The 26356-nt window shown below is 54.7% G+C and carries 19 protein-coding genes; 12 read left to right on the forward strand and 7 right to left on the reverse strand.

The features are described 5' to 3' along the window. Positions 1-16: 16 nt before the first annotated feature. The 3 genes from glgB to RBH33_RS03965 are packed head-to-tail and all read right to left on the reverse strand — an operon-like array spanning position 17 to position 7895. Positions 17-2251 (reverse strand): 1,4-alpha-glucan branching protein GlgB, encoded by a 2235-nt coding sequence (gene glgB / locus RBH33_RS03955; protein ID WP_306730833.1) that lies wholly within the window; start codon positions 2249-2251, stop codon positions 17-19. 46 nt (positions 2252-2297) lie between these two features. Beyond that, positions 2298-5759: a maltose alpha-D-glucosyltransferase gene (gene treS, locus RBH33_RS03960; RefSeq protein ID WP_306730834.1), complete on the reverse strand. Its 3462-nt coding sequence runs from the start codon at positions 5757-5759 to the stop codon at positions 2298-2300. Between the two features lie 3 nt (positions 5760-5762). Beyond that, positions 5763-7895 (reverse strand): alpha-1,4-glucan--maltose-1-phosphate maltosyltransferase, encoded by a 2133-nt coding sequence (locus tag RBH33_RS03965; protein ID WP_306730835.1) that lies wholly within the window; start codon positions 7893-7895, stop codon positions 5763-5765. 1012 nt (positions 7896-8907) lie between these two features. Between RBH33_RS03965 and RBH33_RS03970 the strand changes: the two genes are divergently transcribed. Next, complete coding sequence (locus RBH33_RS03970) at positions 8908-9252, forward strand: hypothetical protein (RefSeq protein ID WP_306730836.1); 345 nt, start codon at positions 8908-8910, stop codon at positions 9250-9252. Positions 9253-9449: 197 nt separating this feature from the next. Then, complete coding sequence (locus RBH33_RS03975) at positions 9450-9908, forward strand: GNAT family N-acetyltransferase (protein ID WP_306730837.1); 459 nt, start codon at positions 9450-9452, stop codon at positions 9906-9908. Positions 9909-10063: 155 nt separating this feature from the next. Here RBH33_RS03975 and RBH33_RS03980 read toward each other — a convergent pair whose 3' ends face one another. After that, positions 10064-10210, reverse strand: a complete 147-nt coding sequence (locus RBH33_RS03980; protein ID WP_306730838.1) for a ribbon-helix-helix protein, CopG family — start codon at positions 10208-10210, stop codon at positions 10064-10066. A 231-nt stretch (positions 10211-10441) separates the two neighbouring features. Between RBH33_RS03980 and RBH33_RS03985 the strand changes: the two genes are divergently transcribed. The 6 genes from RBH33_RS03985 to RBH33_RS04010 all read left to right on the forward strand — a co-directional run bounded on the left by RBH33_RS03985 (position 10442) and on the right by RBH33_RS04010 (position 17004). Continuing rightward, entirely contained in the window at positions 10442-10744 is a 303-nt protein-coding gene (locus tag RBH33_RS03985; protein ID WP_306730839.1) for a hypothetical protein, read from the forward strand. 299 nt (positions 10745-11043) lie between these two features. Beyond that, on the forward strand, positions 11044-11631 hold the full coding sequence (locus RBH33_RS03990; RefSeq protein ID WP_306730840.1) for a porin family protein: 588 nt from the start codon (positions 11044-11046) through the stop codon (positions 11629-11631). Between the two features lie 157 nt (positions 11632-11788). Continuing rightward, positions 11789-13111: a GGDEF domain-containing protein gene (locus RBH33_RS03995; RefSeq protein WP_306730841.1), complete on the forward strand. Its 1323-nt coding sequence runs from the start codon at positions 11789-11791 to the stop codon at positions 13109-13111. A 96-nt stretch (positions 13112-13207) separates the two neighbouring features. After that, positions 13208-14587 carry an amidohydrolase family protein gene (locus tag RBH33_RS04000; protein WP_306730842.1) on the forward strand — a complete coding sequence of 460 codons (1380 nt, stop codon included), beginning with the start codon at positions 13208-13210 and terminating at the stop codon, positions 14585-14587. 31 nt (positions 14588-14618) lie between these two features. Then, positions 14619-15275, forward strand: a complete 657-nt coding sequence (locus tag RBH33_RS04005; protein WP_306730843.1) for a DUF3047 domain-containing protein — start codon at positions 14619-14621, stop codon at positions 15273-15275. 214 nt (positions 15276-15489) lie between these two features. Continuing rightward, complete coding sequence (locus RBH33_RS04010; protein WP_306730844.1) at positions 15490-17004, forward strand: class I SAM-dependent methyltransferase; 1515 nt, start codon at positions 15490-15492, stop codon at positions 17002-17004. A 52-nt stretch (positions 17005-17056) separates the two neighbouring features. Here RBH33_RS04010 and gabT read toward each other — a convergent pair whose 3' ends face one another. The 3 genes from gabT to RBH33_RS04025 form a co-directional block, all read right to left on the reverse strand. Beyond that, positions 17057-18331 (reverse strand): 4-aminobutyrate--2-oxoglutarate transaminase, encoded by a 1275-nt coding sequence (gabT, locus tag RBH33_RS04015; RefSeq protein WP_306730845.1) that lies wholly within the window; start codon positions 18329-18331, stop codon positions 17057-17059. Between the two features lie 401 nt (positions 18332-18732). Beyond that, a complete protein-coding gene (locus RBH33_RS04020; RefSeq protein WP_306730846.1) occupies positions 18733-20385 on the reverse strand; it encodes a tetratricopeptide repeat protein in 1653 nt (550 codons plus the stop codon). A 215-nt stretch (positions 20386-20600) separates the two neighbouring features. After that, the gene (locus RBH33_RS04025) at positions 20601-21884 is read right to left on the reverse strand and encodes a phospholipase D-like domain-containing protein (protein ID WP_306730847.1); all 1284 of its coding nucleotides are present in this window, start codon (positions 21882-21884) and stop codon (positions 20601-20603) included. A 151-nt stretch (positions 21885-22035) separates the two neighbouring features. Here RBH33_RS04025 and RBH33_RS04030 point away from each other — a divergent pair, with 151 nt between their 5' ends. From RBH33_RS04030 to RBH33_RS04045, 4 genes are all read left to right on the forward strand, one after another. After that, a complete protein-coding gene (locus RBH33_RS04030) occupies positions 22036-23625 on the forward strand; it encodes a PQQ-dependent sugar dehydrogenase (protein ID WP_306730848.1) in 1590 nt (529 codons plus the stop codon). A gap of 43 nt (positions 23626-23668) precedes the next feature. Beyond that, on the forward strand, positions 23669-24028 hold the full coding sequence (locus RBH33_RS04035) for a VOC family protein (RefSeq protein WP_306730849.1): 360 nt from the start codon (positions 23669-23671) through the stop codon (positions 24026-24028). Positions 24029-24390: 362 nt separating this feature from the next. After that, the gene (locus tag RBH33_RS04040; RefSeq protein ID WP_306730850.1) at positions 24391-24942 is read left to right on the forward strand and encodes a bactofilin family protein; all 552 of its coding nucleotides are present in this window, start codon (positions 24391-24393) and stop codon (positions 24940-24942) included. A 97-nt stretch (positions 24943-25039) separates the two neighbouring features. Further along, positions 25040-26344 carry a class I SAM-dependent methyltransferase gene (locus RBH33_RS04045; RefSeq protein ID WP_306730851.1) on the forward strand — a complete coding sequence of 435 codons (1305 nt, stop codon included), beginning with the start codon at positions 25040-25042 and terminating at the stop codon, positions 26342-26344. Positions 26345-26356: the final 12 nt, after the last annotated feature.

Genomic DNA, 26356 nt, shown 5'->3' on the forward strand with positions numbered 1-26356 from the left:
GAGCTGGCGCCCTCAATCAATGCAAAGGCTCCGTGGTGTGTTCGTCATAGACGAAAATGACAGTAGCCAACGGCGGCAATGTCAGTTCTACAGAAAACGGCTGACCATGGAAGGGCTCTTGTTGAGCCACCACGCCTCCGCCATTGCCCATATTTGAACCACCGTAGCAATCGGCATCGCTGTTGATGACCTCCTGCCAATGACCTATACGCGGCACACCTATCCGGTAGTGTTCGCGGGGCACCGGGGTTAAGTTACACACCACCAACACGGGCGGCATGCCCTCCTCCACCCCACTGCGATAAAAAGCAAACACGCTGTTGTTACGATCATCCCCCACCAGCCAGGAAAAACCCGTACTGTCGCAATCCGCGCTGTGCAGTGCGGGCTGATCACGATACAGGTGGTTCAAGTCGGTCACCAACTGTTGTACACCCCGGTGCAAGTGATCGCCCAGCGCATCCCAAGCTACTTCGCTGTTGTGATCCCACTCACTGGGCTGAGCAATCTCATCACCCATAAACACCAGTTTTTTGCCGGGGTGGCCCCACATAAAACCGTAGTAGCTGCGCAGGTTAGCGAATTGCTGCCAGCGATCTCCCGGCATTTTCCCCAGCAGGGAAGCTTTACCGTGAACTACCTCATCGTGAGACAGAGGCAATAGATAGTTTTCAGAAAACGCGTACAGCAAGCCGAATGTCATACGATCGTGATCATGCGAGCGGTAGATGGGATCGGTACTGAAATACTGCAACGTATCGTGCATCCAGCCCATATTCCATTTAAAGGAAAAACCGAGGCCGCCTTCGTCGATGGCGTGGGTCACCCCCGGCCAAGCGGTAGACTCTTCAGCGATCATCATGGCGCCAGGCACACGCTCAGCGACAATGCAGTTGAGATGGCGGAGAAAGTCGATGGTTTCCAAGTTCTCCCGACCACCGTAGACGTTTGGCACCCACTCGCCCTCCTTGCGTGAGTAGTCCCTATACAACATGGAGGCCACTGCATCCACCCGCAAACCATCGATGTGGTAAGTTTCCAGCCAATGCAGCGCATTGGCGAGTAGAAAGCCGCGCACTTCATTACGCCCCAAATTGTAAATAAACGTATTCCAGTCTTGGTGGAAACCTTCGCGCAGATCTTCGTGTTCATAAAGTGCCGTACCATCGAAACGCATTAGGCCGTGGGCGTCGGTCGGAAAATGCGCGGGCACCCAATCCGTAATCACACCTATGCCGGCCTGGTGGCACCGATCCACAAAACGGGCGAACTGGCGTGGGCTGCCGCATTCAGCAATGGGCGCAAACAGACCAATGGGTTGATAACCCCAAGAACCGGTGAACGGATGCGCAGTAATGGGCAGCAGCTCGATATGAGTAAAACCCATTCGTTGCACATAAGGTATTAGCTCATCACCCAGCTCATCCCAGCTGAGCGGCCGGTGGTAGTCATCTTGCCGCCGGCGCCAGGACTGTACGTGAACTTCGTACACGGAAATGGGAGCATGGTGAGAGTGGCGGTCTTTTCTGTGCCACATCCAATGATCGTCACTCCATTGGAACGGCTCGGGGTCGGGCACGATGGAGGCGTTGCCGGGGATGGCCTCTGCCTGCCACCCGACTGGGTCCGCCTTCAACGGCAGCACACCGTCACGGCCAAGAATTTCATATTTGTAGTGGCTACCTTGTTGCACGCGAGGGATAAAAATTTCCCACACGCCGGATTCCCCGCGCGAGCGCATCAGGTGTCGCCGACCATCCCACTGATTAAAATCTCCCACCACAGAAACCCGTTGCGCGTTGGGCGCCCACACAGCAAAGCGTGTACCGTGAACACCATTTATGGTGGTCACGTGTGCCCCCAACGCGTGGTTCACCTCGTAGTGGCGTCCCTCGCCAATCAGGTGCAGATCCATATCGCCCAACAGTAAGCCAAACGAGTAGGGATCTTCGGTTTCCTGAACCTGATCGCCCCAGTCAATGCGCAGTTTGTAATCCCGCTCCTCGGGAAGCGCACCGACAAACACGTTGGAGGACTCCTGACTCGGCTGCAATTCAGCCAGCACTTCGCCACTGTCGGGCGCTATCGCCTCAACCCGGTTGGCGTTAGGCTGGAAGGTGCGGATTTCCAATTGCTGGTTATGTTTGTGCGGACCCAGCAGCCCGAATGGATCGCCCAAAGTGCCCGCTTCCAAAGCACGGGCTCCCCACTCCGGTACATGTGCTTCTTGTCCCATTGCGGATTCAACCATAACTTTGTCCCTTCAGTTGGCTCGCCTTTTCAAGGCGAGGCGAATATCAATGTGTGGTCGTTTGATCAATCCGAACATCCATGCGCCGCGCGATCTCGGCGAGACCACGCAATGGAATATGAACCCAGTCTGGACGGTTCGTCACCTCGTAGTCGATTTCGTAGGCGGCTTTTTCCAGAGTGAACAGACTAATGAGCGCCTGTCGACCCGCCGTGCTATCCCAAGCATGCGAAACCTCATTCGCAGCCTCTTGGTATGCACCCACGAATGCAGCCATAGTACATTCCCGGAACCGCTTCAGAAATTCCTGGTGCTTTTCAAAGGCCATTTCATTGTCCACCACACTGGTGTGCTCGGACGCCGTTGCTGCGGCATAATCCAGGGAGCGCAACACCCCTGCCACATCCCGGAAGGGACTAGACTTACCGACCCGTTCGATTACCGGACGCGTGGGTTCGCCTTCAAAGTCGATAAAGAAAGCATCGTCCTGAGCCACCAAAATCTGCCCCAAATGCAGGTCACCGTGAATACGGAACAGAAGTGAACCTTTACCCATCTCTGCTAGATTGCGTACCACTAGGCGCAGTTCATCTCGATGTTTTAGTAAGGATTCAACCAGCTCCACGTCCTGGCGCCCCAGTACACCAGGGTCCAAACGCTGCAAAGAGGAAAAAGCCAAATCAATCTGGCTTTGAACCGTGGTGACCCATTGGTCGCACATAGACTGGTCGGTCTTTTCCGCACTGAAAGCAGGCGAGGGGCCTGCCTTAGCCAATACGCAATGCATTTCCCCGAGGCGTTTCCCTATCGCACTGGCCAAGCGCTCCAGTTCCGCCAGGGCTTCCTGTTCCCGAGAACTGATCTCGGCGTCGATCACTTCCTCAGATAACTCTGGGGACTTAATGGACGCTCGATCTTCATTGAGCCGATCCAAGTGCTCAAGCATCCACTCCCAGCCGTTACCCTGGTTGGGTATGTAGCCTTGTAAAACGGCCAGCACCGTGGGCTCACCTTGTTCATCGTTGCGGCAGACATACCCCAGCAAGGGTGCGGTATTGGCGAAGCCGCCCTCGGTAAGCGCACCGCTCATATCCACTTCCGGATGGGCACCGGGGAAGGTGCGCCGCAACAGTTTCAATACCGCTTGCTCGCCAACAATGACTGAGCTATTGGACTGCTCTACAGACAGAGTGCGTATTTCCAGCCCCGGGGCATTCAGTTCGAGTTTTCTCAGCTCGTCGGTGGGCCGAAATATCAAGTCGTCATGACCTTTCGGAACGCGCGCCACGTCCGAAAGCCTGATGCCGTTCGGTTTATCCAAACCTTTGTAGAGCAACTCTACAATGCTCTTGGTCAGTTCATCCGACACCACGGCATCGGTCAATACACCGACTCGCTGTCTACGCCGCACTCGCGCCAGCGTTAGTTGATGAGCGAGCGCCGACACGTGCCCATCTTCAAAAAAAATCGCCATTGGAATTTGATAGGACTGTTTATGCTGCCCCACATCGACTTCGATTTCCGTTAACAATATATTCTCTAACTCTGCGCCGCTACCATTGTTTGCGGAGTGCGGCAGCGAGGCCTGATGTATTAAGCGATCCCCCTTAATGACTTCACCCTTGGCCCCAAACCAACGTCGCTTGGCCAAGTATGCGGGGAGAATATCCTGCTCAAGACTGTCTTTCAGCGGTGGTTCCAGTACATCCATCACGCCCGAGCGCAGTACCAGTGTGAGGTAGTCCGGCAAGGGCTCCGGGGGCGGCGTGTACCATTCGGGGTATTTGGTTTCATGGGCCAACAAAAACCAGTAAAAACCGTAGGGCGCCAAGGTCAGCAGGTAATTCAGCTCACCGATGGGCGGAAAAGTACTGCCACCGGTCATTTCCAACGGCACCAGTCCAGCGTAAGCCGATAAGTCCAGCTCTACCGCCTGGGCTGTACGGGACATATTGGCGAGACACAAAATTGTTTCCGTCTCCCCACCGTCCGGATGCTGATACTCGCGGATGTACGCCAGTATGCGTCGGTTGGCTGGGTAGAGCATTTTGAAACTGCCGCGCCCAAACGACGGGTGCTGCTTACGCACATCCAGCATCAAGCGCATCCAATTTAGAATGGAGTGGGAATCTCTCGCTTGAGCCTCCACGTTGACGGCGCTATAACCGTATAACGGGTCCATGACCGCCGGCAGCATTAAGCGAGAGGGATCGGCCTTGGAAAAGCCTCCGTTACGATCCGGAGACCATTGCATCGGTGTACGCACGCCGTCGCGATCCCCCAGATAGATATTGTCACCCATGCTCAACTCATCGCCGTAATAAATCACCGGCGTACCGGGCATGGAAAACAACAAGGAATTCAGCAGTTCGATGCGCCGACGATCGCGCTGCATCAAAGGAGCCAGCCTGCGCCGGATACCCAGGTTCAGGCGTGCACGACCTTCGGAGGCATACTGGTCCCACAAATAGTCCCGCTCCCGGTCGGTGACCATCTCCAGTGTCAGCTCATCGTGATTGCGTAAAAAAATCGCCCACTGGCAGTTCTCTGGTATCACCGGTGTTTGACGAAGAATATCGGTGATTGGAAATCGGTCTTCCTGAGCCAGTGCCATATACATTCGTGGCATCAAGGGGAAGTGAAACGCCATGTGACATTCGTCGCCTTCGCCAAAGTATTCCTGCGTGTCCTCCGGCCATTGATTGGCCTCTGCCAACAGCAGCCGGCCCGGGAACTTCTCGTCCACCTCGGCGCGAATGATTTTTAATATGTCGTGGGTTTCCGGCAAGTTTTCATTGTTAGTACCTTCTCGCTCCACCAAATAGGGAACGGCGTCCAGGCGTAAGCCATCCACCCCCATATCGAGCCAATAATTCATCGCATCAATGACCGCCTTAAGAACTTCCGGGTTGTCAAAATTCAAATCCGGCTGATGCGAATAGAATCGATGCCAAAAGTACGCTTTTGCCTCTGGGTCCCAGGTCCAGTTGGAGTTCTCTGTATCCAGAAAAATGATGCGCGTGCCCTCATACTTATCATCATCGTCTGACCAGACATAGAAATCCCGCTCGGGAGAACCCGGCGGTGCCTTGCGCGCGCGCTGAAACCACGGGTGCTGATCGGAGGTATGGTTGATCACCAACTCAGTAATAATACGCAACCCACGCTGGTGCGCCTCATCAATAAAGCGCTTAACATCATCAATCGTGCCGTAGTCCGGGTGCACGCCGTAGTAGTCCGCAATATCGTAGCCATCGTCGCGCAAAGGGCTCGGGTAAAAAGGCAGCAGCCAAATCGTGTTCACGCCCAATGACGCAATGTAGTCGAGCTTCTCAATGACGCCGGGAAAGTCGCCAATACCGTCATTGTTGGAGTCGAAAAAGGACTTAACGTGCAACTGATAGATGATAGCGTCCTTGTACCAAGTCGCCTCCTGCGATAGCACGGCTTGGGAAGCAAAGTTGACGTTTGATCCTCGAGTTTCTGTGGTCCGCTCTGTGTTCAGCACAAGTTACGCCCTCCGAGGCTGAAGTCTCCAAATGGCAAAAGGAATTTCCTGGGGATTGAAGTACCAATGCTGCCGGTGACCGTGCCACTGAAAATGCTGATCCCGCATTAGCTCAGTCACGTCGAAACGAATATCCCCATGCAGATCAAATTGCTCCACGGGCAGCTCAAGATCGACTTCCTGTCCGTGATGGGGGTCTAGACTGATAGCCACCAGTATAAAATTGCGTCGATCGGGAGTTGATTTGCCAAAGTACAAAACCTGATCGTTCGAGCTTTCGTAAAATTGCACATGCAGGTGCGAGTGCAGTGCCGGATTCTCCTTGCGAATGGCATTAAGGCGGCTGATCTCCTGCACGATGTTGCCGGGAGCGTCGAAATCTCTGGGGCGTATCTCGTATTTTTCGGAGTTCAGATACTCCTCCTTGCCCGGCAATGGTGCGGATTCGCAATATTCGAAGCCGCTGTAAACACCCCACAAGCCCGACAGGGTGGACGCCAGGGCGGCCCGTATCAAAAATCCCGGACGCCCGGCCGTCTGTAGGAAGAAGGGATTGATATCCGGGGTATTCACGAAGAAGTTAGGCCGGTAGTAGTCTTTCACCTCCGTGGTACTGAGTTCCGTCAAGTATTCGGTCAGCTCCTTTTTGGAGTTACGCCAGATAAAATAGGTATAACTTTGGGAAAAACCAATTTTGGCGAGGCTGTACATCATCGCTGGCCGAGTGAACGCCTCCGACAGAAAAATGGCCTCAGGGTGTCGGCTGCGCACATCGGCAATCAGCCACTCCCAAAAGGCCAGCGGCTTGGTGTGAGGGTTATCGACGCGAAAGATCTTCACGCCCTCAGAGATCCAATAGAGCACGATATCGCGCCAAGCCAGCCACATGTCAGGCTTGGCCTTCTCCGCGTAAAAATCTACGTTCACAATATCCTGGTATTTTTTGGGCGGATTCTCCGCATAGCGAATGGATCCGTCCGGTCGCCATGAAAACCATTCCGGGTGCTCTTTCAACCACGGGTGGTCCGGCGCGCATTGAATGGCAAAATCCAGTGCCAGCTCTAATCCGTACTCACGCGCTGCATCACGTAGCCGACGAAAACTTTCAATACCACCGAGCTCGGAATAGACCGCATCATGCCCACCCTCCGGACTGCCAATGGCATAAGGGCTGCCTGGGTCGCCCGTTTTGGCCTCTAGGGTATTGTTGCGGCCCTTGCGGTTGCGCTCTCCAATCGGGTGGATGGGCGGAAAATACAGCACATCAAAACCCATGGCTTGAATGGCGGGCAGGCGCGAAATAACGTCGTCAAAGGTACCGTGATTGTTCACCGAATCGGTGATGGAGCGCGGGAATAGCTCGTACCAAGCGCTGTAACCCGCGGCGGTGCGCTCCACATCCACCAACAACGGACGGGAGCGAGAGGCAAAGTGGTGCGGCTCCAAAACTTCCACCGCTTCAGCCAGCGAGGGGTCCAGCAAAAGCTGGGCTTTTTGTTCGGTGCGCTCTTCCTGTTCCAACTGCTCTAAGCAATCGCGCAGATAAAGTTCAGCATGCTCACGAGACATGACTCTGTGCGAGATTATTCGGCCCGGCGGCTCTTCTCGCTTACTTTCCGGCAGCTTGTCCTGCGCTTTTGCATAATCGCGGATGTCATTCAGAAGAATCTGGCCTTCCTCCACTTCCAGGCTTACAGGAATGCCGGCGTAAAACTTTTGATGCAGTTCATGGTGATAGTTTTGCCATCGATCCAACCACGCTTCGATCACAAATTCGTGGAGGCCGGTTTTGGCGGGAGTGAATTGGGACGACCAATGGTCATTACCCAGCAGCGACATGGGGCGGCTGTGCCACTGATTAGCCTCAGTTTCTTTCCACAACACCCGAGCCGCGAGGCGGTTGTGCCCGTCAGTGAATATTCTCGCGTTAACAATTAAGGTCTGCCCTACTACACCTTTAGCAGGATAACGGCCTTCATCCACGCTGGGCGTAATCCGGTCAATCAGCACCCTAGGCTGCGCAATTGCCTCTTCGACGCTAAGCGTCGCGCTCGCACTTGTACCGCTCTCCTGCGCGGGTGCTCGCGTCGCTTTAGCGCCAACTTTCTTCTTTGTGGCCGTTTTTGATTTTTTCACAGGGGGCGCGTGTGAGCCATTGCCCTGCTTTTTTCGACCCAAGGAATCTTCAGTGTACGAGCCTGGCATAGTGGAGCCTCCTCATGCGCAACGCCCACTCGCTTCCTCATCGAACGTACAAGAAGCGTGACGCACTCAGTGAAGATCGCCATCGTCGAGGATTACCTCCGCCCAATAGTCGGACAGCCTTCCCGTCTTCCTGAGCTTGTAAGGCGTTACATCTATTGGCATGAATGCCGTCCCTTAAAGGACAGCACGGTGTAGAAAAATCGGGAACTGATATTGAAGCTGCAAGAACCCTGCCGCGCAAAAAAAGCCTTGAACTGTGAGTAAGCCGACGCCATGGCCGTTCAAGCGTGACGATTCACGCCACTTTGGGCGCGTCTTTCAATGTGTGCGACACATCGTTCAACTCATGCGCACATCGATGAAATCGCGACTTGTAAGATTCACGCAGATGCGTTGCAAATTTTACAAATTCGACGTCGGGACCGTTTTCGAACTTCAAGAGCGTCGAATTTTTTTACGCCTCTTCAGCGTTTGAGGCACATGAATCGACTAAGGGATTGATTTGTGAAGACTTACTGTTCTGGTTCGTTTATTGCTTAACATTGCGGGTATATGGGCATCAGGATTGTGGGACTGCAGCCCCTCAAGTGCATTGAAGGCGCAGGAAGGATGGGCTTCATGTTGTCAGAGCAAAAACGTTAAGTTAAGGTTGCCTCCCTGTGACTCACATCACACTTTCAACTATTGGTTGACGGCCGAAAGGGAAGCACCAATCTGCCCTAAAAAAGGGCAATTCGCGAAGATGCACGACAATCCCTGCCAATTCGGTAATTCCTACAGGGCGTTGTACGACGAGTGCGGACTCGGGCCATAAATCAGCCGCGTTTAGGATACTCGGCGCCGCTTGACTTGGCGTCACGGTTGCCTAGTATTGGGCAGAATTAGGGACCAAACGAAGATTCAGGATTCGGGGCCGTAAGCCCCCAGCTAAGGAGTAGGCATTATGCCTCTACGGCATACACTTAGAGCCCGTATTTGTCAGTTTCGAATGAGCCCCAACTACCCCCTGGGTGATTTTGTCGACTGGGCCAATGAGCAGGAGCTGGATAAATCAGAGCTACTAAAGAGATTGGATGAGCTACAAACGATTCTGGATCTGGAAGCGGAAGCGCTGAGGCGCCACGGGCAATCCAAAAGCGTTTTGCATCTGGTGCAACAGGAGTACTGGTGCTTTTACTGCGAGCAGATTCGAGCCTATTACCGAACGCTCCTTAAACACCCCGAGTGCGCTGGCCGACTGGCCGTGATCCGTCGAATGTCCCATGAGCGCAAACCCCGTAGTCTTTAGTGGCTCCATCGACCCACGGGAGAGCCCATCGCCGACCACCTCTTATTCAATGCCGGGATTTTGACGAGCCCCTGTAACGACAGTGCTAGCCGCCGCGGGAACAACCCCTCCGAGATTAATCTTCACCGCTGGGCGTTAAAAGCAGGAGAACGACGATTTTTATCATTCGAAAAGCCAGAGAAGCTGACCTCAACGCCATGCTCTCTCTAATTCAGGCAAAAGCACGGCTTGACGCTTGTGCGGATGCCTTGCAGTCAAGGAGCTCAGACATCAAAGCGGCGTTTTTTTCCGAAACGCCGGCAGCCTACGCTTTACTTGCCGATTTGGGCGGGGAGATCGTAGGCTTGGTTACCTATTATTTTAGCTATTCCACATTTCTTGGTAGACGTGGTATTTGGGTGGATGACCTATACGTTTATCCTGACTATCGCGAACAGGGTATTGGTAAGGCACTTGCTGGGGCGCTCTGCAAGGTCGCCATTGAAACAGGCTGCACCCGAGTCGACAGCACCGTACCCATAGAAATTGAAAATGAAAAAGTGCTCCGCCACGTGTTAGGCGCGCGCGTGTTCGAGGAACTGCGCCACATTCGAATCAATGAGCCGGGCATGAAGAAATTGGCAAGGGCTGCTGAGGGTGTTTTCGCCGGGCAGTGATGCCGACAGGCTGACGCGTATACCCTTTTTCTTCGAACCGGTATAGCGTAGGCTGCGCGCACAGATATATGAGTGAGATACAAAGGAGATTAACGGGCGGGATTGGCGCCAATAGTAGAGATGCGGGCGCCGTCACCTGAAGAGCGGCTGCCATCTCAGCTCTGGCTTTTAAGCTTAAGCTTCTTCCGATGATCCAAGGCCTCTTCGATAAGTTTTCGGACGATCCAGCCAACCGTTCTATCGTCCTTGGCAGCTAACCCGCGAATCAGGCGATCAGTGTCCTGGTCCAATCTTACGGTCACTACAGCCTCTTTCTTCATGAAGTCCTACTTTTGGCCCTTACGTGCAAAATAGGCGCACGCAAATGCCTCACAATGAACACTTTTTCGCGCACACGCAACGTTTACTTAGAATACATTGAATTCTTACATTTACCGGGTTCAAACCATGGCACGTTTAGAAAAGCTCACACACCTCTGTCCAACAACATCTCTCATCAAAAGTCGTGGGCTTTACAGTAGCGGAGCGTCACCATGTCCCTCATAGAAATACTGACGTCACGAATTTGCCAACAGTTTCAACTGGGAACTGACTCACCGCTCGCCGACTGCATTAGCTGGATCGACAGTTTGAACTTGGATGGCGGAACGCTTTTAAGCGCGCTGGAGGAAGTGCTGGCGCGCCTGGAGGCCGAATCTGAAGCTCTGCGCCAAGAGGTTACGCGCGACATAACTGGCAGCCCCGGCCAAGGTCATTGGCGCATCGCGCAGCACGAGTACTGGTGTTACTACTGCTCGCTGATTTGTTCTCATTATCGGGATATCGTAAAGCATTAAAGCTCTTTCGCCCTAATGCGTCTCCACTGTGTAATCTAACGTCAGTTCTCCGCAACCCACCGGACTCTTGGCCATCTTTTTTTGGGATAAAGTGTGCGCATTTCAGCTTTTGTGAGGAAGCGTTGCACTTCCCATGGCGTACCCGTTGACGGGCCACAAGCACCTCCACTAACGTCCATCGTATGAGTTTGATTCTCGTTTTCTGGCCGTCTACCGACGGCTCAAAAGGCGAGAAAGAATCACTACGGACGGGCCTGAAAGGGCGGATTAATCTGGACTACTTTTGTAGGAGGTGACTCATGAAAAACTTTCTTTTAGGCACCACTGCAGCCAGCTTGCTGGCGCTATCGGGTGCTGTTAGCGCGCAACAACAGCAACCCATAACCGTGCAAGATTTTGAAGGCTGGTACGCCGGCGCCAAAACTGGCTTGAGCCGGACTTCCATTGACGACGCCGACAGCACCGACTCCTGGACTGTCGGCTTGGAACTTGGCCACAACTGGGCCTTCATGCACGGCTGGATCGTCGGGGCGAACGTTTTCTATGACTACAACGCGTCAGAGGACCACACCCCGGATTTTATCGACGACGCTATCAATGGTGACGACTTCAGGGTGGGCACCCACGCCTATGGCTTGAGCGGCAAACTGGGCTTTGTTGCCGGTCCGGCGATGTATTATGGCAAACTCGGCGCAGCCCGACTGGAAGCCAGGGACGATGCTGATACCAGCGGGGAAGGTCTTCACGCTGGCCTGGGCGTTGAGTTCTTGTTGGGCCCTCAATGGAGCCTAACCGGAGAATGGCTGTACACCGAAGCCGACATTGGTCCCCTCGACCAATCGCTGGACAACCATAACTTTACCGTTGGCGTTAACTTCCACTTCTAACCGGCGGCGGTGCAGTGACAACACTGCGCCGCCCCATTCTTGCTTTTATCACACTTGATAGCGCTACCACGGAGACCCGGCTCCCGCCTCGCTTCATGGCGCCAAAATCCTCGTACTTTCGCGTTTTATGGGCTATCCTCAATGAACTACAGTCCGGATGCGAGTATCCCCTATTTTGAGAGCTAAACGCTTTGCTCCTGAACAATTCCTGCTCTTGCTGGTGGTTCTAACCATCGGCGTTCTGTTGTTTCACGGCCCCCTGCTGGAAACGCGGCTTGTCATTACCCCTGGGGACGACACTTTTCGCTTTGAGCTGGACTCAGACGTACAGGATGGCGGCGATACAGTCGTCGAGTGGATCGAGAAAGATGAACTGCGCTGGCGGTGCCAGCTGGGCCAAGCCTGGCCACACCCTTTCTGCGGGATGCAGGTGTACTTCTCAGACAGCTACCTGGACGGCATTGACCTGACCCGATACACCCACATGAACTTTCATTTGGATTATGCAGGGTCTGCCCAGAGCGTGCGTATATTTTTGCGCAACAGCAACCCTGAGTACACGCGCCCCGACGAAATTCGATCCACCAAGTTCAACGCGGTCGAACTCGATACACGCAAGGGACCTTTTTACGAAGACATACGGCTTTCCTATTTCCGGGTCGCGGATTGGTGGATTCAACTGTACGACCTGAGCGTGCGCCAAACGCAGCTGGAGTTTTCCAACGTCGGTTTGATCGAGATTCAGACCGGTACCGGTCTCACCGGTGGATCACACCAGTTCCAACTTCATGAGCTGGAGCTGGTCGGCGTGCGGATCAAAACCGAAACTCTCTACCTGGGGATCATCGTCGCCTGGATTTTCGCCATCTTAATCTACCTGACGTCTCGCATTCGACTCCTCTCTTTGGCGGTAAAATCCGGCAATGAAAAGCAAGCCGAGCTGAGAGAGATCAACCAATTATTGGAGCAGCGTCGCCGAATCCTCGAACGGCGCAGTAAACTCGACCCACTCACAGGCGCCTACAACCGCGCCGGCATTGAGGAGTCCCTGGCCGAGTCGTTCAAGAACTGGCGTTATAAAAATAAGCCGCTGTCACTGCTGCTATTTGATGTCGACCACTTCAAGGCCGTCAATGATACCCATGGCCACACCGTGGGTGATCGCGTACTTCGCGAACTGACTTCGGTCATACTCAGCAATATTCGCGGCACCGATCGTTTTGCCCGCTGGGGAGGTGAAGAATTCATCATCGTCTGCGGCGATACCGAGCTCACTCAGGCGACAGATATGGCGGAAAAGCTGCGCCGGATTATTTCGGAAAGCACTTTTGCCGACGGCTTGGACATCACAGTAAGCTTTGGGGTGGCTCAAATCCAACCTGGTGAAACTCTGGAAGCTCTGTTCAATAGAACAGACCAGGCACTTTACAAAGCCAAGGATGCAGGCCGAAATACCGTTTGCACTGGAGACAACACTTAAGCCGACGCTTGAGGGCGTACCGTTTAGGGGTGTAAGCTTTGCGTTACGTCGGCAGATGTATCGCCTGGTTATGCCCCCTTTCCAGAGGTGCGCTTTATGCCCAAAATCCAATCATTCAAGCTCATAAAAATACTCGCTGTTGCTGTCAGCAGCTTGCTGCTCATCGCTTGTAACTCGGCCCAAAGAGTTGAGCCGGGGCTTTACGTCTTTGAAAACGTGAATGTTATCCCGATGGACCGGGAGCGAGTGTTACGCAATCAATCGGTTATCGTGCGCGACGGGCGCATCCAAACCATACAGCCCGTCGGATTAGATCACCCCGAAGGGGCCACCGTCATTGAAGGAAGCAACCGCTATCTGATGCCGGGATTAGCGGAAATGCACGGTCATGTACCCGGCGACGAAAACCCCCAATACACAGAAGACGTTCTGTTTCTGTACATCTCCAATGGCGTGACCCTTGTCCGCGGTATGGCCGGCAACCCCTACCATGTTGAGCTACGGGAGAAACTGGCCTCCGGCGAGCTGGACGGGCCCACACTGTACGCGGCTGGCCCCTGGCTCGGCCCGCACAACGCCGGCTCTGAGGAGCAAGTACGAAACACCGTACGCGAACATCATCAAATAGGCTTTGATCTTCTGAAAGTAGGCAACCTGCCCGCAGAGCAATACCCTCCGATGGTGGAGGAAGCCCAGCGCGTCGGTATTCCCTTTGGCGGCCACATCCCCTCTCGAGTGCCTTTAGAGCAAGCCCTGGATGCCGGCCAGGCCTCCATTGATCACCTGGACCGCTACGTCGAGTTTCTCGCGGCGGAAAACGTCGATTTGACCGAAACGGAAACCGGATTCTTCGGCAGCGCGCTGGTTGACCATGTCGATATGGATCGACTGCAGGAAGCGGTAGAACTCACCGTAGAAGCGGGCACCTGGAATGTGCCAACACTGAGTTTAGTGGAGCACTTGGCTTCAGAGGAGCCTGCCGAGAGCATGGCCGAGTGGCCAGAAATGCGGTACTTGCCCCGTGACGTAATCGACAACTGGGTTGAAGCGAAGCGCAACTTCCAGGAGCGCGAGTATTTTCAACCCGAAGCCGCTCGGCGTTTAGTACAGATTCGCCAGGACATTCTCATGGCGCTCCACGACGGGGGCGCGCCCATTGCACTGGGCTCGGACGCACCACAGTTTTTCAATGTCCCCGGTTTTTCCATTCACCATGAAATGGCCATGATGGTAGCTGCCGGAATGACCCCCTATGAGGTGCTGGTCACCGGCACCCGAAACGTGGCTCATTACTTCGATGCCGAAGGCGAATTTGGCCGCGTGGAACCGGGCTATCGGGCAGACCTGATTTTGTTGGAGGCCAACCCGCTGGATGACATTGGCTTAGTGCGCCAACGAGCTGGAGTCATGGTTCGCGGTCAATGGTTCTCAGAGCGGGAGATTCAAGACCGTTTGGAGGAAATTGGCGCTCGCTAGAGCAAAGGAAAAATCGAAAGGAGAGCGACGAATGAACAATTTCAACCGTATGGCCGGTGCCCTGACTTTCGGCCTAACTTTCGGCCTAACCCCCGCTCTGGTTGCCAACGCGGAAGAGTTGACATTTACGCCCGCCGAAATGATCGAATGGGACACGCGTGAATTCGAAGGCGAAACCCACTATCGACTGACCGAAGTCGATGGTCGGGAAGCGTTGCACGCGCGCTGCGATCGCAGCGCCTCCGCGCTCTATCTGGAGCGCGAAATCAACCTTGAAGAAACGCCTGTGATCGAATGGCAATGGCGCATCAATGAAACTTTTGAACCCACTATCGACGAGCGACAAAAATCCGGGGATGATTACGCCGTGCGTGTCTACGCTGTGATTGACGGGGGCTGGCGTCGGTGGCGCACAGAAGTGGTTAACTACGTCTGGGCCAGCGCTATGAGCGAAGGCGAAACCTGGGACAACGCCTATGCGCGGCAAGCCAAAATGATTGCCGTCCGTTCCGGAGAGGAGCAGGCGGGCGAATGGGTCACCGAGCGCCGCAATCTGGCGGACGATTTCGAAGCCACTCACGGCACCCGGCCTGAAACTATTGACGGCATCGCTCTGATGACCGACTGCGATGACCAAGACACCCAAATTGAAGGCTGGTACGGGACCATCCGTTTCCTGCCAGAATAACTCTCCCCATTAATTGGGGGCACCAGTGTCAAGAAAACCGACGCCAATTAGTGCCACCAATCCCTTGCGACTAAAGACGCCGCACATCTATACTCGGCCTTCAACGCTACGCCTTTGCTAGGCCGCGTTTCGCTTGCCGTTTCCCAGCATCACCCGGCAATCATCGGATTCCTCGCAAACATCAAATACGGATTTCCCCGCGAAGGAGCACCCCATGATTCAGAGTCAGGTCAATAATTTTGTCAAATTAGCGGTGCGCCGCTCGCCACTGGCGCCCGCGTTGAGAAAACTGTTTAGGCGCACCCCTCTCACTCCTGCGCTGGAGCGCGGGCGAAAGGCCGGCTGGGAAGAAGGCGCACGCTGGCTGCTGTCGTTCGAAGCACGCGATACCCTCGCCAATCCCGATTTGCACCGTCAACTTCGTCGCTCCATCAATGTCGACATCGACACAGAGTTGCTGCTCACAGCCCTGCGCAGACGCCTGCTTTTTACCGATCCGGACAAGCTCAAAGACAGCTACGTTCAGGAAGCGCTGGCCAGCCTGATTTGGCAGGCCATTAACAATGAGTATGTCTGGTTTGTTTCGCCCGTTGAGCAAGAACGCGTAGCGGACCTGAAACAGACTCTGCATCAAGCCCACGCTGACGAACCGGTTGACTGGACGATCGCCGCCCTAACCATTCTCTACCTGCGCCCCAATGTGTTATGCGGGCCCGGCAAAAATATGGCAACGTTATTGGCTTCTATTGAAGCCATGCCCGCTTGGCTGGAAAGCATGCTGCGTAGCTATTTGTCGGACTATGAAGAAGAGCAAATTATTCGGCGCTCCATCCGCCGTTTGGGCAGTATTGAGGACGGCACCTCTAAGCTCATTGCGAAAAATTACGAAGAATACCCATACCCCCGCTGGCTGTACCTGGATAACCCAAAACCGGCCCCACGCCGCGCACGCATGTCGCAATTTTTTAACGAGGCAGAACTGGCGTTTCTCGATGATGCGCCCGCCGTGCTGGTGGCAGGATGCGGAACCGGCAGCAAAGCCATAGAGTACGCTCTCAGCTACGGGAAGGATGCCCGAATAGTCGCCATCGATCTCAGCACCGCCAGTTTAGCCTATGCAATTCGAATGGCCCGCAAATACCACGTCACGAACATTGAATTCATACAAATGGATTTGTTGGATCTGGACCAACTGAATGAAACCTTCGATGTTGTGGAATGCACTGGCGTTTTACATCATCTGCAAGACCCCACCGAAGGCGGCCGAGCAATTGCCAGTCGTGTTCGCCCCGGCGGCATAGTACATATCTCCCTGTACAGCGAGCTGGCGCGTCGACAAATCGTCAAGTTTCGCAAGGAGTATAACCTCAACCCCAACGTGACCAATGACGAGATCCGCTCCTACCGACACCACATGATGCTTAAAGACCCAAAAGCCATCGACGAGCGTTTGTCCTTACGTTGGGATTTTTTTGATTTGAATCGTTGTAAGGACTTACTCTTCCATCCACTGGAACATCGCTTCACGATACCCCAAATTGGTGAAATGCTCAGCGAGCTGAATTTGGAATTCAGAGGTTTGGAAAAGCCCGGGATTTTGTCCTCCCAATACTGGACCCGCTACCCGGATCCCGAACACTGGGGGAGCCTGATTTCCTGGCACAAGTTTGAGCTCAAGCACCCAGATGCTTTTGGCAGCTTGTATGAGGTGTGGTCGAAGAAGTTATAGGCGGGAAGTGAGCTAGCAATGCCCGCCGCGCAAGGCGGCGGGCACGACGCTATCAGGTCAGCTCTTTGAGCACTTCTTCGACGATGTTCAAACCCTCTTCCAATACCTCGTCCTCAATCGTGACCGGCATCAGGAAGCGAATCGAGTTGCCGTACATGCCGCAGCTCAACAAAATCAAACCTTTTTCCTTAGCTTTTTTGGTCACCGCAGCCGCCAGGTCCGGGCGGGATTTACGGCTTTGCTTGCTATCCACCAGCTCGAACGCCGCCATGGGCCCCAAATGCCGGGCATTGTCCACGTTGGGAAACTGTTCCTGCCAACGCTCCATGCGCTGTGCCAGTTTCTCGCCCAAACGCTGGCCCCGCCCCAAGATGTCCTCTTCTTCGAACACTTCCATTACCGCGAGCGCAGCGGCGCACGCCAGGGGGTTGCCCGTGTAGGTGCCACCGAGGGAGTTGGGACCAGAGCTGTCCATGATTGTATCCGTGCCCACGATGCCGGAGATGGGCATGCCGTCGGCCATACTTTTGGCCACGGTCATGATGTCTGGCTCAACACCACTGTGTTCAATGGCGAACATTTTACCGGTCCGCCCAAAACCGCTCTGCACTTCATCGACAACCATTAAAATTCCGTGCTCATCACACAGTTCGCGAATGGCTTTGAGGAACGTGGGCGGCGCTTCATAGAAGCCACCTTCACCAATAATGGGCTCAATCACAATCGCTGCTGTGTGCTGAGGACCGGAGTCGGTTTTCAGCGTCATGCGCAGTCCGCGCAGGGCTTCCTCTTCACTCACGCCGTGATAAGGGACAGGAAAGGGAGCGCGAAACACCATACCGGGCATGGGGCCAAAGTCACCCTGGTAAGGATAGACTTTACCGTTCATGGCCATGGTCATAAAGGTGCGCCCGTGGTAGCCGCCGTCAAAGCAGATAACGTTAGTCCGGCCTGTTGCAGCACGAGCAATCTTAACGGCGTTTTCCAACGCTTCCGCACCGGAGTTGGCCAACATCACTTTGGCGTTACCACGTACTGGGGTAATCTCTGCCAGCTTTTGCGCAACTTTTACGTACCCTTCGTAGGGCATGACCGTTTGGCAAGTGTGCATGAGCTTATCGAGTTGCGCCTTGATCGCCGCCACCACTTTGGGATGACGGTGGCCGATGTTCAGCACACCGATACCGCCGGCGAAGTCGATCATGCGCTTACCATCGGCATCCCAAATCTCGGCGTTTTCCGCGTGGTCTGCAAATTGTTCGTTGGGGCTGGCGGCGCCAGCCGCGACATAGCGCTCTTTTAAAGCCTGTAATTCCTGATTGCTCACACTTGCGTCTCCTGTGGTTGGCAACAGCGACAGCGTCGGCCGAAGGTGCTCGGCCCGCTTAGAAAAAAGTCACCCATTTGGGTAACCAGAGGCGGCAGCACAGCTGCCAGTGTCGAATATCCTGTTGCCAGGTGTTTTGAGAATGATGCGCTCTACTGACGGCTCGCGACAGTATCCGACGGGTCGATGGTGTCGGTGTTTACGCCCTCCCAAGAGCCGCATCCTGCATAAAAACGAGCCATAAATGTGTTTGCAAGGCGCAGAATCACTCGCGCCTTCGACTCCTGGAATGCTTCATGGTAACAAATAACCAGCGTTTTATCCCACTCTCGACGCTCTCGACTTCCAGGTACGGCATGGCGCGAGCGGTGAAAGCCGTCCACAGCCCGCGCCAGCCCTTGTCAGTCGTTAAGGAACTCTGAAGCTTCCTGCACGCCTTCGCGCTGGGAATTCTCGACCATATCCAAAAGTTTTTGGTAAAACTCGCCGGCCACTTCCTCGTCCTCAGCTTCTCGCGCGGCACGAGCGGCGCCAAGCAACGTATGGTACCGATTGGGCCAAATATCGTCGGCTCTCTGGAAGGCCTCCAAAGCGTCCTCTGGCGCGCCCAGCTCCATAAGCAACTCACCTAGGGCCTCATAGGGCGGCATGAGCGCTCCGGGTGTCACAGGGTGCTTCTCCACGCTCTCCTCCAGCTCGGCGGCCGCGCGCATCAAGCGAATGGCTTCATCTCCATCACTTTCGGCATAGGCGACCCAACCTGCGAGTATGTGCCGGTCGACGTCGATAAAGGTCGCGATATGCTCGTCGCCTCGCTCAAGCGCGAGCGCTTGCAGCGCCGCCAGTTGCTCCACAGACTTGCGTGCGGTGGGCAGGTCCAGGCTTTTCACGGCTCCCAAGCCTAAGGCGAACCAGCCGATGCCTTCGGACCATGGATGGTCATCCCAGGAGAAATAGTCTGGACTCCTCGGCTCCAACTGCCGTGCGGCCTCCCAATTCCGGCTTTCCACAGCCAGGCGAGCGGGCATAGCGGCCGAGTGAAAGCTGCCCACAAAGGTATCCTGATGGCGGTCACCGGCGGTTGATTCCTGGTACACCTCGTGCGCCTGTTCGTCGTTGCCCTGCTGCAAATGAGCGTAAACGATGTAGTCCAGGGCGTGAATGTAATGATGGGATAGACGTTGGTTAACGTGATGACCTAAAGCAACATTGGCGGAGCGCCGATTCCATTCGATTACTTCAGGCCAGTCACCTTTACGCACATAAATGTGCGAAGGCATGTGCAGGGCATGGGGTACTTCCGGCGCCAGCTCGCCATAGGCTTCCACCATATCGAGGGCGTTATCAGCGCGACCATCTACATCAGTGGCGTGCAGGGAATAATGTAAAGCGCCGGGGTGTTCGGGCTCCTGTTCCCATACGTTGCGCAGAATTTTTTCCGCTTCATCGTGCAAGGGGTCTCGATCTTCGGCGATTTGCCCCAAAGCCAACCGGGATAAACTGTACAGTGCGGCAATGTCCAAGTCGTCTGGATGGGCCCGATAGGCCGCTGCCATACCGTTGGCCCAGCGCTCAAGGCGCTGCCGGTATTCCGCCTCTCCGGGCTCCCAGAAGAAAGCGCCAGTGGCGTCCACCAGTGACTGCTCCCTTTCGGTAGGCGGCCCCAATCGCTCGGCGGTTTGTATCATTCGCCAACCCCGTTCCAGATCGACGGCACTGGGCCGAGTGTCCCACAAGGGTTGAAACATGGTCGTGGCAATGCCCCAGTAGGCCATGGCACACGACTCGTCCGCACGGGCAATTTTTTCGAACTCCGAGCGTGCCTGCTCGTACATCATGTGGTGCATCATTCCCAGGGCGTAGTCAAAGTCTTCGACTACCTCCGGGTCACAGGAAACCTGAAAGTCCACCGTGCCGATATCTTGATGTGCCATCGGAGGCTGATCGCCTTCGTGCGGAACGGCACCTTGAGCAAAAGAAAACTGAAAACCCAGGATGAGTGCCGCGCTACCTAGAGCGGTGGCGGCTAAGGTCATTATGCGGTCGCTAGTCATGGCATTTCTCCTTCCGGCTAAAGCGCTGAACGGGGTTATGGAAACCCTGCTATACCTGCGCTTGGCTAAAACTGAAACGCACAAATACCATTTGTACCGTGGGTGGTTTTGTCTCCTCTTGTCGCGTACAAACTGTGTACGAATTGTCTGAGCTACACGCTAATGGTACCACCGCTTTGGAAAATCTCACCAGACGTGTTGCACGCCAAAAGCGCTTACAAATACGCCCCAATAATCATTCCCACCCATCCGTACACTTTTCGGTACCAGGACCGATTTTCCCAGCGTTCAACATCATAAAGTTTCGCCTGTTCCAACTCCTCCTCAATCACCATCCTAAGCTCTATAGCGAAGTCGCTATCGTACACATTCAGGTTGGCTTCATCGTTAATGCGAAACGACCGGTTGTCGAGATTAGCGGAACCGATGCTGGCCCAGCGATCATCAATACTAATTAGCTTGGCGTGAAACATGGACGGTTGATACTCGTATATTTCGACACCGGCCTCCAACATTGGGCCCCAACGGTTAACAGACGCATGCCGTAAATAGCCCTGGTCAATGCTCTCACCAGGCACCAGTATTCTCACTTTTACGCCCCGCTCCGCAGCGGCCGTGATGGCGTCCAGAAAATCCGCATCCGGATAGAAGTAGGCCGTACTGGCGGTCACCTGCTCCTCGGCGGCCGCCAGTGCGTACAAGAATAGTTTTCGAATGCGGTGCCGGCCTTCTCTCGGGGCACTGTTGACCACTTGCGCAGACGTTTCACCGACCGCGGGCAACTCGGGAAAATAGGCGTCGCCTTCCAAATAAACGCCAACCGCGTCTAGCCAAGTCTCTGCAAACGCCGCTTGCAGTTGCGCCACTACCGGCCCTTCAACGCGAAAATGGTAATCTCGATAAGCCGTGCGTCCGTCCACGGGCAACCAGGCATCGGCGATGTTGGCGCCACCAATAAAACCAATCTGACCGTCTACAACCAAAAGTTTTCGATGGGTTCTATGATTAAAGCGGGCCAAGAGGTACCAACGGGGCTCACGCCAACGCACCCAATCGACACCGGCTTCATCCATGCGCTCAAACTTTTCCTGATCGGCCTGGGTGGAACCGATGTAATCCATCACCGCATGCACTTGCACTCCGCGCTCCGCAGCCCGGGCAAGTGCTTCAACCAGCGGGCGAGCGGAGTTCTCCCCCCAAAATTCGTAGGTTTCGAAGGTTATTGAGTGTTGCGCTGAATTAATCGCATCAATCATGGCGGGGTAAATTTCCTCGCCGTCGCGGAGAAATTCCAATTGATTTCCACCCACAACCGGCTGCATGAGCAAGGCATTCAAGGACCGCTCGAACGGCGGATCCGCTGTTGTGTAAGCAAGCGATAGTGGCTGCTCGACGCGAGGGGGTTTTGGCAAGGCATTAAACAGAATGACGTTGGCGGCCACCACCGCCACCAGAAAGAGGGCCACATAAATCAACAGCGAACGCTTACTGAGCCACATAATTTCATTTCCTCTGCATTGGCAGCCAGTGTATCCAAGCCGACCCAAAAGAGCGAACCGCGCCGCCTGAGCAAACATTACAAAACCGACGGAACAATAGTATGGTGTATTCTACGCACCATGCGCTCCACCTAAAGGAACCTGAACCCACATGAGCAAACCCTGGCCAAAGTTGTTGCTGTGTTATGTCATCGTGCTTTTCGTAGGCACGCTTCTCGGCAGCCTGATTCAAACGCAATTTAATCTGGCGGCCTTGCAGTCGCTTGGAGTAGGCATTAGCGCCGAGGTGCGTCTGCGCACCAGCCTCCAGGACCTGGTGAATTTTGGGCCAACCTACGCGCTTATCCTCGGCGCCAGTTTTGTTGTTTCCCTACCCGCTGCGCTATTTCTGGGGCAATGGGCGGGTCGTTTCTGGCGCACGCCATTATGCGCCTTGGCCGCCGCCTTTGGCCTTTGGGCGGCCATCCGCGGCTTGGACGCCGTGGCACCCATGCCCACATTGATTGCGGCCACCCGAGGCACAACCGGCACCTTGACGCTTTTGGCCAGTGCGGCTTTGGCTGGCGCCTTGTTCGGATACTTGACGAACAAATTGGTGTTTGACCGGGAAGCACGCCATTACACACCAGTTTTGGCGCTACTGATTGCGTGTGTAGGGTTTATTCCCGATAGCCCCGCCTGGGCTACTGGCAATGAGCCGGTGGATTACCAAATTGAGGTACTGGCTGAAAACCTGGAGCACCCCTGGTCCATTGCCTTTCTTCCAGATGGTCGCGCCCTGGTCACCGAACGCGTGGGGAGGGTGCGCGTATTAAATGCCGATGGCAGCCTCCAGCGCGAACCGCTTCCCGGTGTGCCGGCAGTATTCGCTTCCGCGCAGGCAGGCTTAAAAGATATTCTTCTGGCTCCCGACTTTGAACACAGTCAGCTCTTATACCTCAGCTATGCCTGCGGCACGCGCAAAGCCAATCATACCTGCGTCTCCAGAGTTCGCTTGACGGACAATGGGCTGGAGGATGCGGAAGAAATTTTTCGCGCCCACCCACCGAAAATGGGCAATGCTCACTATGGTGGCCGCATGGTGTGGCTGCCAGACAACACCCTGGTTTTAACTCTAGGCGACGGCTTTGATTACCGAGAGCAGGCGCAGTACATCAACAATCATTTAGGCAGCATTGTGCGTTTAAACCCGGATGGCTCCGCGCCGGAGGACAACCCTTTTCTGGAATTGGTGAACGCGCGACCAGAGATTTATAGTTATGGCCATCGCAACGTTCAAGGACTCGTTTACGACGCAGAAAACGAACGCCTGATCAGCCACGAGCATGGCCCCAGAGGTGGAGATGAAATTAATATTATTGAAGCGGGAAAAAACTACGGTTGGCCAGTGGTGACCCACGGATTGGATTATACGGGCGCACGCGTTACGCCGTTTACCGAACGAGTGGGCATGGTTTCACCGCTGCTGCACTGGACGCCGGCCGTGGCGCCATCCGGAATGACACTGTATGACGGGGATTTATTTCCCCAGTGGCAGAACAGTTTTCTCATTGGCGGTCTGGCGTCAAGACAAGTGCACCGGGTAACACTCGGTGATCAAACAGCTGAAGAACACGAGCCGTTATTTGCTGAGCTGGAGGCCCGTATTCGGGATGTACGCACCGGCCCCGAGGGCGCGATCTATTTGCTCACTGACAGTGAGCAAGGAAAAGTGCTACGGGTTACCCCCAGCAATCCCTAGCGCTTCCAATCCATTGACCGTTAACACAATCAGGTGAGAGATCATGAGCACAAAGGGAAATATTGATTACGTGGAAATGCCTTGCCGGGACATTGAGGCTACCAAAGCGTTTTTCACCAAGGCCTTTGGCTGGTCATTTGTTGATTACGGGCCGGATTATACGGCGCTGTCAGGCGCAGGCTTGGACGGTGGTTTTTTTCGCTCCAACCTGGTGATGAACACCAACAACGGTAGTGCCTTGGTCGTAGTCTATAGCAAGGATCTGGATGCTTGTCTGAGTGCGGTTGACAACGCCGGCGGGTCCATTGTTAAACCTATCTTTGCCTTTCCCGGCGGGCGGCGATTTCACTTCAGCGATCCCAGTGGCAATGAGTACGCCGTATGGTCTGACCAGGAAGTCTAGCCATACGATGCTGGTCCCAAGGCAAGGGATTGCCTTGTAAGTGCTGCACTTCCCGTGCCTACCGCCCTGCCCTTCATTCAAATTTGCTGACCAGTTATCACTTTGTGAAAAAACGGTACTTTTTGGCAGCGAACCCCTCTTCCAGCAGCTATGAATTACTAATGGGCTCAGCCATAACGCCAGTCAAACTTGGTGCTTTGCTGTGAGCTCAGCCCCAGCTCAATGAATGCGCGACCCCTTAACCCTTCTCAATAAGGTGTGACCGGATGGATGGCATATTTTCCCGCCTCCCCTTTGCCCGGAACGGACCGAACCGTTCCCCTAGCGACAACGCCTCTCAAGAAAACGACAGGAGTAACCCGATGCGTCTAAACAAAAATGATTCAGAAGTAGACCAGGATGACTTTGCCAACGAGCCGGTCATCGGCTATGCGAGAAATGTAAACTCCGGAAGCGCGTCCGCCGCGCGCAACGCCGAGCGAGCTGAGGCGCCGGCATCGTCACCCGCGGCCGTCATTGGCTCGAAGATCACCTTTAAGGGTGAGCTTATGGGCGAGGAGGATTTACTGATTCAGGGTCGAGTCGAGGGCACCATTGACCTCAAGGGCAACCACTTGACCATCGGCCCCCAAGGATCCATTAAAGCCAACGTTACCGCCAAGACGATTACCATCGAAGGTACCATTGAAGGGGACATTTTTGCTCAGGAACGCATTGCCATCAAAACCTCAAGCAATGTGCGCGGCAACGTGAAAGCTGAGCGCGTGACCCTGGAAGATGGAGCCAAGTTCCGCGGTTCCATTGATATGGATATGGAACCGGAGCCTGTGGCGGAAAAACCCAAAACGTCTTTGGCCGTTCCGAAGCAGGACAAGGCCGAGGCGCTACCGCCGCAAGCTGAAAAACAATCGTAGCCAGGATCGGATTGGCGACGCTGTCGCTAATCCGAAATCACCCACCCGGTGGTGCCACTGAAGGCGCCCCGTTACTGAGGCGATTCACGCGAGTGCCATGAACTCAGTCCCGGATCCCACTTGCGCACAAAGCCCACCCACAGCCTGCCAGGTTCAGCTGCACCGCTCACCTGGCCTTACGGCCGTCTACAACGAACTTAAAACTTCCTTGCGAAACCGTATCCTGGACCTCGGATCACCTTCGGCTGGCAGCTTCAAATTTTTCTCCCAGCTCGGTTGCAGCATCCACTTTGAGGGCATTGATCTGCTTCTCACCGAATCGGCTGGCGAGTCCGCCACCTGTCAGCAACAACTGGAGCCCGAGCTATCCCGACTCGATCCAGAAAAACACTTCGACGTTATATTGGCCTGGGATCTGTTTAACTATCTGGATACGGACACCATCGCCTGGCTTATGAAACGCTTGAGTCAGCACTGCCACGCCAACACGTTGGTGCATTTCTTGCGCTACACTAGCCAGCGCATTCCCGCCAAGCCGAGGCACTGCCAAATTATCGATCAGTATCGCGTCGCCTTGCACTCTGACCGACCTGTCGGGCCGCGCAAGTATCAGCCTTTGAACACCACCGACACGCTGCGCTGCATGCCAGACCATTCCCTGGACGGGTCCTACGTCAACCACCATGGCATGGCGCTCGGTGTGAGCGAACACGTACTTCGCTACCGGCCCACCCAGCGTGCCGGAAATCGCCAATTGGCTTGTGCCGAGTTAAGTGCGGCGCCTTACACTGCAAGCCAGGGCGGAGCCTTACATCACTCCCATGGCTTGGCGCACATTTGCCAGGTACTCCGCCAAAACCCAAACTCCACGGTGTTGGACTTGGGAGGAAAAAGCGGCCGCAACGGGGACTTTTTACTTCAGTACGCGGAGCGGGTTTACCGAGACGATTTGGTGCCGTCGCTCCTACCCGATACTGGCGAGGACTCTGCTGGCCTCATGAACCACGCATTAAAGTTCGAGGCAGACTTGAAGTTTGATGTCATCCTGGCCTGGGACATTTTCAATTTTTGCAGCCAACAGCAAATTCTCACCATCCGCGAACGCCTTCGGCCGCACCTGAAACCCAATAGCCTTCTGTTCGCCATCACTTACTCGGGCGCTGATAGGCCGCATAGCCCACAGCAATTTCGCATCGTCGATAACCAACGCGTGTCGATTACCGCCAACAAGAAAGCGTCGGTCACCGAATTTCCATTTACGACGGCGAGTCTACTAAAAGCTCTGGGAGAATTTCGTTTGGCCAAGACATATATTCTGCAGCCAGGCATGAAACGAGGGGTGTACGAATATTTGTTTACGAACGACGGCAAGAATTCAATGGAATGGGAAAGGGATCAGTGAGTTTGAAATTTA

It is taken from the genome of Marinimicrobium hydrolyticum, assembly GCF_030848505.1.
In the GTDB taxonomy this organism is placed as follows: Bacteria; Pseudomonadota; Gammaproteobacteria; order Pseudomonadales; family Cellvibrionaceae; genus JAVDDU01.